The sequence below is a fragment of the Acinetobacter portensis genome, assembly GCF_009372215.1.
GTDB lineage: Bacteria > Pseudomonadota > Gammaproteobacteria > Pseudomonadales > Moraxellaceae > Acinetobacter > Acinetobacter portensis.
The window spans coordinates 44,203-52,109 of record NZ_LWRV01000042.1 but is presented as its reverse complement, the minus strand read 5'-3'; the positions used below and the strand labels follow the sequence as shown (position 1 = coordinate 52,109).

Sequence of the window (7,907 nt, the reverse complement as noted above, 5' to 3'; positions counted from 1 at the left end):
CGATTAAATTTTACTTTCTCGCTATTTTTTTGAACAGAAAATGTCAACAGACCCTATTATCTTCTACCTTAATAAATTTTTCTTTACCCGTCACAATAATGGTATTTCCCTGTTGAAAGGTACTTAAAATATCAAAATATTCAACTTTTAAAGTGGTAAAGTTTGCTTGGAAAAACTGTTTTACACCTTCTTTTTCTTCAAAGCGTAATGAAGGTAATTTTTGCGTTCCATGATGAATCCAAACCGAATCATCGGATACGGTTGCTACCGCTTCTTCTACATTTTGTGAACCAAATGCTGCATACATTTTATCGAGTGTTACTTGTTCTGCTGTTTTAGTCATTTTATTTACCTAAATTTTGTTTTTTGATGTTGAAATGAGCATAGACCTTTTCCACATTAACAATCACTATCATGTGTGATAGTTTTAATTTTTGATGATATTTAACTTTGTATTTTCACCATTATTTTTTCTAAAAATTGGATGCCTAAATGAATAATAAAATGATTTGTGCTGCTGTTTTACTTGGCTTAAATTCTTATGCTTATGCAGATCTAACGACTAATGAAGAAATTCAGGATGGTTGTTCTAAGGTGAAGCAATATGCACAATTAGGTAAAAAACATTACGATCAAAAACAATATTCAAAAGCCTTAAATCAGTTTAAAGACCAAGCTGCATGGACTTCATTTTGTTTATTGAATGATGAAGTGAGTGGAATTAAGCTTTCTGAACGAGATATTGAAATTGCAAATAATAATGTGGGTTTAAGCTATGCAAAATTAAATAAACCACAATGGGCAAAGGCATGGTTTTTACGTGATGAAGATACTAAATCGAGCCAATTTAATTTAAGTAAGTTACCCGTACCTAAAGCATCGAATGATTTATCTGGTACTTATGTAAGCCGAAGTGGTTTTGGTCAATGGGATACGATTCACGTTAAGAAAAATAAAAACAAATATGAAATTGATTATGAAGGCTATTATTTTGGTGTTTATGGCTTAATTTATGGCCCTAATATGGGTGAGTTTGGAACTTCAATGTCTTCATCTGCTAAAAAAGCAACTTATGTTTATGAGGATTGTAAAATTAACCTAAATTTTGCATTTAATACGAAGCTTGGACAACACATTCAAGTTTCTGAAAACACTGGTGAAGGTGGCTGTGGTTTTGGACGCAATGTTTCTGCAGGTGGAACGTATATAAAAGTTGAAACACTCAAATAGACTTTATAAAACTACTTTCCCGCTATCGATACTTAAATAATAAACTCTTTCATAAATTATTTTTTAGTTCTATCAAAGTCATAATAGAAGTTCCCTCTCCTTATAGGAGAGGGCTAGGGAGAGGTTTTTATAACAAAAGCCCTCATCCTCTTACGGAATATATTCCTCATCCAAAGGGATGAAAAAATAGCCCTTAATCAAAGAACAAATATTGAAAAATGACTATGAGTGAAAACCACAAAATAAAAAAGCCCATGATTTACATGGGCTTTTCTTTCATCGATTTTATACAACCAAATCGGCTAAATTACCTTTTTGCTCAAGCCAATCTTTACGGTCACCTGAACGTTTTTTCGCAAGTAATTTATCCAACAACCCTGCTGTAAATTGCATATCGTCTAAATCAAGCTGAACTAAACGACGTGTATCTGGATCTAAAGTTGTTTCACGAAGCTGACTTGCGTTCATCTCACCCAAACCTTTAAATCGAGTGATTTGAGGATTCTTGGTTTTACACTTCTTCAAAATACCTTCAAGTTCAGCATCATCTAAAGCGTAATGAACTTCTTTTGCATCATCAATTCGGTATAACGGTGGCATTGCAACAAATAAATGCCCTTCTTCCACCAACGTTGTAAAATGCTTCACAAACAAAGCACATAACAATGTCGCAATGTGTAGACCATCCGAATCGGCATCGGCAAGAATACAAATTTTACCGTAACGAAGTTCTGAAAGATCATCACTGCCTGGGTCTACACCAATGGCAATCGCAATATTATGAACCTCTTGAGATGCCAAAACTTCATCTGATGAAACTTCCCAAGTATTTAGAATTTTGCCTCGAATTGGCATAATTGCTTGGAAGTTTTTATCACGTGCTTGTTTAGCCGAACCACCCGCAGAATCACCTTCCACAATAAAAAGTTCAGATTCTTCCAAAGTATGTCCCACACAATCTGACAATTTACCCGGAAGTGTTGGACCAGAAACAATCTTCTTACGTTCTACTTTTTTCGCTGCTTTTAAACGACGACCTGCTTTGCTAATCATCATTTCAGCCAATTGCATCGCAACGTCTGAATTTTGATTAAGCCACAATGCAAAAGCATCTTTCGCAATATTTTGAACAATGCCTGAAGCTTCACGACTTGAAAGACGTTCTTTGGTTTGCCCTGAAAATTGTGGTTCTTGAAATTTTAACGACAAAATGTAGTTCACACTGTCCCAAACATCTTCTGCAGAGAGTTTGAGGTTTCGTGGCAATAAATTACGTAACTCACAAAATTCACGCATTGCATCGGTTACACCTGAACGAAGTCCGTTCACGTGTGTACCGCCTTGCGCTGTTGGAATTAAGTTCACATAACTTTCTTGAATGCTTTCTCCACCTTCAACATTCCAACAAATAGCAAATTCAGCACTTGCACGATCTGCTTCGCCCATAGTCACAAATGCAGGATGTGGAACAATCTCACGATCTTCCAATTCATCCATCAAATAATCGACTAAACCATTTTCAAACTGCCAAACAATTTTTTCATCGTTAATTTGGTCTACATAGGTAATTTGCAAACCTGCAGCCAATACCGCTTTTGCTTTTAAATTATGTTTAAGCGCTTTTAATGCAAATTTTGGTGAATCGAAATATTTAACTTCAGGCCAAAAATGAACGGTTGTTCCGCTTGCACGTTTTGGTGCTTTGCCTTCTAAAACTTCAAGTGGCGCAACAGGTTCACCCTGTTCAAACGCCATTTTATAAAGGTTACCTTGGCGTTTTACTTCAACTTCTACACGTGTAGATAAGGCGTTTACCACCGAAATACCGACACCATGTAAACCACCTGAAAATTGGTAGTTATCTGTACTGAATTTACCGCCTGCATGAAGCTTAGTCAGAATAATTTCAATACCGCTTTGTCCATATTCAGGATGAATATCGACAGGCATACCACGACCATTATCATCTACAGACAATGAACCATCTTTATAGACAGTTACCGTAATTTGATTGGCATGACCTGCAAGTGCCTCATCGACAGCATTATCAATAACCTCTTGCGCCAAATGGTTTGGACGAGTGGTATCTGTATACATGCCGGGACGACGGCGTACTGGATCTAAACCAGATAGAACTTCAAGTGATTGAGCCGTATATTGAGACACGTTGTACTATTTCCTTTATTTTATGCTGTCCGATAAAAACCGCAGTGCCATTGGGATTTTAGTTTTAAAATCATCCATTGCATGATTTCCATTGGATTCGCTAATGAGCAAAGACCGCTTATAATAGCGTTCTGCTTCACGATAATCCAAAACTTCATCGCCTTGTTGTAATAACACCATTATTTTGTCTGCATCTTGCACAAACGGTACAGCAAGTTGTTCTAAATCGTTCAATTGAGCATGATCTAAAGTCCATGTATCACAAACTTTGTACGGAATCTGCTCATCCCCAAATAAGTCTTTAAACAATTGCCATGGTCGCATAGCTGGGTTAATCAAAACAGCAGGCACTGCAAACTTTGCGACCAACTGCGTCGCGTAGAATCCACCTAAGCTACTTCCAACCAATGCAACATGATCTAATTTTTTGATTAAATTTTCCATATCTCTCATGACATCCAACGGTGGCATGTTTAAATCTGGAAGATGCATCTTAATATTCTGTTGTTGTTCTACATAATCTTTTAACCACTGTCCTTTCATTGACATTGGCGCACTTTGAAAACCATGTAAGTAAATAAGATTCATCAATTTTTTGCTTGTTTCATAAAATCAATTTAAACTATTTTAGGTGATATTGATCACCAATGTTTAAATTTGTATTTTAAATATAATTGTCAGACAAAATAGCTAAAAAATAGCGATCTCGCCCTGTATTTTTAAAGTTGTTCTTCATCAGCAACTTCACGAATTGTACAAATTTATACCGCGATCACGATTAAAAATAAAGAGTTAATAAAATGATCACCTCAAGAGGTGCAAAAGTATGACAAGTTTAACACCGCTACATGAAACATATTGTAAATGGGATCGTACGCCTCCAAGTCAAGCAGATGTACTAGAAGGTCTTGCTCAAGTAGTAAGTACGCCCTTTAACAATGTTGCTCGTGAACTGATTCAAACTATTCAACACGAAGTTATTTCCAGTGTTTTTGGAATAAGTCGTAAAAAATCGACAAAACTGAAAAACAATTCAAATATTCAAAAATTTTATCAATATTCTTTCGACACTATTCAAAATTACGGCAGTCAATTTGTTGCGCCTGGTTTACGTCAAATTATTACCAAATTTCCAAATTTGCATGCATCTCCTCTCACACCTAAACAACATTATTTTGTGGGTGCTTTAAATGGCGTGTGTGGAGATTATTTGTTAAAGCAACACAACCCAATTGGCTTGCCCATGGTCATTTATGATCATTATGGAAGCGTGCAAAAAGGTGAATTGAATGGACATGTCGTTTTGTTTATTCATGGCTTATGCATGAACCATTTAGATTGGTCGAATCATCAATTTGGTGGAATTGGTGAAAAGCTTCTAGCCCAACGTGATCACAACACCATGTTGTATTTAAATTACAACACAGGTCGTCGTATTTCATCGAACGGACGTAGCTTAGCAAATACCCTTGAGGACTTAATTAAGCGCAACCCTAAAATTACCAGCCTAAGTTTAATTGGACATAGTATGGGTGGATTAGTCGCACGTAGCGCTCTTTTTTACGCAAAGCAAAATTTATATCAATGGTTACATTTGACTGAAAATTTAGTGTGTATTGCTTCACCGCACCACGGCGCTGCATTGGAGCGTTTTAGCTTTAACATACAAAATAAACTCGGCAGATTTCCTGTCGCAAAGCTTTTCGGTCATTTATTTAATATTCGTAGCAATGGCATTTTAGATTTGCGTCATGGCAGCATTCGAGATGATGACTGGGAATATAACGATGCTCGAGTTGGCTTTGTAGATGATCATCGAAAACCTGCACCACTACCTTCTCATATTCACGCCTATTTAATTGCAGGTTCAATTGAACGTGAGAAAAAAAACAAAAACTCGCGTCATCTTTTTGGTGATTATTTGGTGAGTATACAAAGTGCTTTAGGTGAGCATCCTAACTCTCGTTCACAATTGAATGTGCCAGATTCTCATAAAGCCATTTTCTATGGTTTAAGCCATTTTAGAATTCATCATAATTCGAGTGTTGCTGAACAAATTGCGCTTTGGTTTTATCCATTTAACCAAGATGTTTCAGATGAACAGGTACATGAATATTTTATTCATCTAGATCATTATGATGGCATTGCACTTACTTAAATTTGCTTATCTAAAATAACGAAACAAAAAAAAGCCAGTTCAAACTGGCTTTTTTTATTTTAAATGAGCATCTTAAATTTTAAGTTTACGCAGGATATTTTCTAAATAACTGCCACAAACTAATTAGCGCTAAAACAGCAAAGAAAGTCAGCGACCATACAGGTAAAGACTGCCCTAATAATGTCCAATCGATAGCTGCACACTCACCAGAACCACTTAAAACTTGTTCTAAAACAGATTTTAATGGCAAAACATCTACTAGGTAGTCTAAACCTGGTCCGCAACTTGGTACTTGATCGGGGGGTAAATTTTGTAGCCACACATGACGTGTAGCAACACCTGCCGACCACAAAATACCAATCGTTCCAAGTAATGCATAAACACGCTTCATGATATTTGAAGCAGGATTATGAATAAACGCAATAAGTGAAACCAAACCTAAAGCTATTAAGCCTACGCGCTGAAATACGCATAATGGGCAAGGTTCAAGCCCTTGCACATGTTCTAAATACAAAGCGAATGCCATACCAATGACACTTGCTAAAAATAAAAAACCACTCACGAAGCGATAACGACTCCAATTCATGGTAAACCCTCTTTAATTTTTATCGGAATTGAGCAAGATATTCTGCAAAAGTTTGCGTAGTCTCTTGTTCAAGTTGCTCTTGCTTTTCCAAAGATGCTTTTGCAACGTCTTCAAAATAAGCTGTTCTTTCTTTACTTAGCTGATGCTTTTCATAAGCTTCTGCATGTTGTAATGCTAGGTAGCTACCAAAACTCCAAGTTCCACCTTGTGCTACAGTATCTGCAATCATTTTAGAAGATAATGTTTCATCTACTTCATCTATTCGAGTTTTCATTAGATTTAAAGCTTCTGAATAGATTTCGGTTTGATAACTATCATCTAATAATTCAGCTAAAGGTTGCATACCGTTTAAATATTTACGGCTCCAATCTTCAATGAAATACGCCTGTCCATTTTCCCAAATTGTAGCATTTGGTGCACGACCACGATTCACCACTTCCGCTTGGTTTTTTTCAATCACATCTTGTTCTTGTTCAAGTAATTCTGGGCTGTCTGTTAACAAACAATGCAACGCCAATACTTCTAAGAAACCTGCTGTGTTTTCATCAACACCAATTGGACTGTATGGGTTCACATCTACTGCACGCAATTCAACATAAGCAATACCACGGTTTGCCAATGCCTCAGATGGTGTTTCGCCATCTTTAGGAACTTGTTTAGGGCGAACCAAACTGTAGTATTCATTTTCAATTTGAAGCACATGATCATTAATTTGTAGCGGTTCACCATCGGCATCATTTAAACCTAAACGGCTAAATGGTTCATATGATGTTTTCACAGCTTTTTGTAAACCATTTAAATAATCTGGCAAATTGTTGTAGTGAATACCCAACTGTTTTTGCGCAGAATTTTGATAGCCAAAACGTCCCATGCGTAATGCAGTTGCAAATGGCAAATACAGCGTACCTTTCAATAAGGGTAACAATTGATGTTCACGCCCAGTCATAAAACACTTACAAACCGATGGACTCGCCCCAACCAAGAACATAACTAAAGGTGTTAAACGAATAAAATTACGAATTAAACCCAAATAACGATGACTACGATAATCTTGCGCACTTAATGCTTTTAGTTTTTCATCTGTTTCATGATTTTGCAGTGCTTCAAACAACTGATCTGGAAATGAAAGATTATAGTGAACACCCGAGATGGTCTGCATACGACGACCATAACGTACACCTAAACCACGACGATATAAGGTTTTAAACAAACCAATATTTGATGTTCCGTATTGCGCCAAACGAATGTTTTCATCGGCATCATCTAACATACATGGCATTGAAAGTGGCCAAAGCTTTTCATCATTTTCTAAATGACGATGTGCAACCGCGTGAATATCTCTTAAATAATCTAATGTTTCTTGAATGCTTTCTTTTGGAGGCGTAATAAACTCCATTAAAGCTTCAGAGTAATCTGTCGTAATATGCGGATGCGTCAATGCAGAACCCAACGCTTTAGGATGTGATCCTTGGGAGAGGAATCCGTTACTTTGCATACGTAAAGTTTCACGTTCTATGCCACGTAACATTCCTTTGAACAGCGAAGAATCCACCCAAGTCGGTAATTGTTCTTGAGAGGTCGATTCAGGTTGACTCATTTCTATCTCGCTTTTGGAAGAAACTACATAAATAAAATCATAAGTTTATATCAATATACTAGGTTTGAGTTACTGCTCCACACAAGCTGTCTAGTTTTTACTCGAAACGGATTATATATTTTGGGCAAATTTTTATCACAAACTTAGCCTTTTAGACATAGAAAAATTGT

Annotated in this window: 7 protein-coding genes; 2 read left to right on the top strand and 5 right to left on the bottom strand. The window is 36.5% G+C overall.

All coding sequences use genetic code 11. The features are described 5' to 3' along the window. Positions 1-43: 43 nt before the first annotated feature. Positions 44-343, bottom strand: coding sequence for a nuclear transport factor 2 family protein (locus A6M14_RS04550; protein WP_152873828.1), 300 nt, complete (start codon positions 341-343; stop codon positions 44-46). Positions 344-492: 149 nt separating this feature from the next. On the opposite strand from A6M14_RS04550, the gene A6M14_RS04545 reads away from it, so the two are divergent. Then, entirely contained in the window at positions 493-1,230 is a 738-nt protein-coding gene (locus A6M14_RS04545) for a hypothetical protein (protein WP_152873827.1), read from the top strand. A 285-nt stretch (positions 1,231-1,515) separates the two neighbouring features. On the opposite strand, the gene parE is transcribed toward A6M14_RS04545, so the two are convergent. After that, positions 1,516-3,396 (bottom strand): DNA topoisomerase IV subunit B, encoded by a 1,881-nt coding sequence (gene parE / locus A6M14_RS04540; RefSeq protein WP_163121746.1) that lies wholly within the window; start codon positions 3,394-3,396, stop codon positions 1,516-1,518. Positions 3,397-3,411: 15 nt separating this feature from the next. Beyond that, positions 3,412-3,984, bottom strand: a complete 573-nt coding sequence (locus tag A6M14_RS04535; RefSeq protein WP_152873826.1) for a YqiA/YcfP family alpha/beta fold hydrolase — start codon at positions 3,982-3,984, stop codon at positions 3,412-3,414. A gap of 238 nt (positions 3,985-4,222) precedes the next feature. Between A6M14_RS04535 and A6M14_RS04530 the strand changes: the two genes are divergently transcribed. Next, on the top strand, positions 4,223-5,554 hold the full coding sequence (locus A6M14_RS04530) for an alpha/beta fold hydrolase (RefSeq protein ID WP_152873825.1): 1,332 nt from the start codon (positions 4,223-4,225) through the stop codon (positions 5,552-5,554). A gap of 85 nt (positions 5,555-5,639) precedes the next feature. Here A6M14_RS04530 and A6M14_RS04525 read toward each other — a convergent pair whose 3' ends face one another. Next, entirely contained in the window at positions 5,640-6,140 is a 501-nt protein-coding gene (locus A6M14_RS04525) for a disulfide bond formation protein B (protein WP_152873824.1), read from the bottom strand. A gap of 19 nt (positions 6,141-6,159) precedes the next feature. Beyond that, positions 6,160-7,737: a glutamate--cysteine ligase gene (gshA, locus tag A6M14_RS04520; RefSeq protein ID WP_152873823.1), complete on the bottom strand. Its 1,578-nt coding sequence runs from the start codon at positions 7,735-7,737 to the stop codon at positions 6,160-6,162. Positions 7,738-7,907 lie beyond the last annotated feature (170 nt).

What these genes read in the sequence shown, in the direction of transcription:
- A6M14_RS04525 (WP_152873824.1), bottom strand. Translation starts at nt 6,140, where the DNA reads ATGAATTGGAGTCGTTATCGCTTCGTGAGTGGTTTTTTATTTTTAGCA.
- A6M14_RS04530 (WP_152873825.1), top strand. Translation starts at nt 4,223, where the DNA reads ATGACAAGTTTAACACCGCTACATGAAACATATTGTAAATGGGATCGT.
- A6M14_RS04550 (WP_152873828.1), bottom strand. Translation starts at nt 343, where the DNA reads ATGACTAAAACAGCAGAACAAGTAACACTCGATAAAATGTATGCAGCA.
- A6M14_RS04545 (WP_152873827.1), top strand. Translation starts at nt 493, where the DNA reads ATGAATAATAAAATGATTTGTGCTGCTGTTTTACTTGGCTTAAATTCT.
- A6M14_RS04535 (WP_152873826.1), bottom strand. Translation starts at nt 3,984, where the DNA reads ATGAATCTTATTTACTTACATGGTTTTCAAAGTGCGCCAATGTCAATG.
- gshA (WP_152873823.1), bottom strand. Translation starts at nt 7,737, where the DNA reads ATGAGTCAACCTGAATCGACCTCTCAAGAACAATTACCGACTTGGGTG.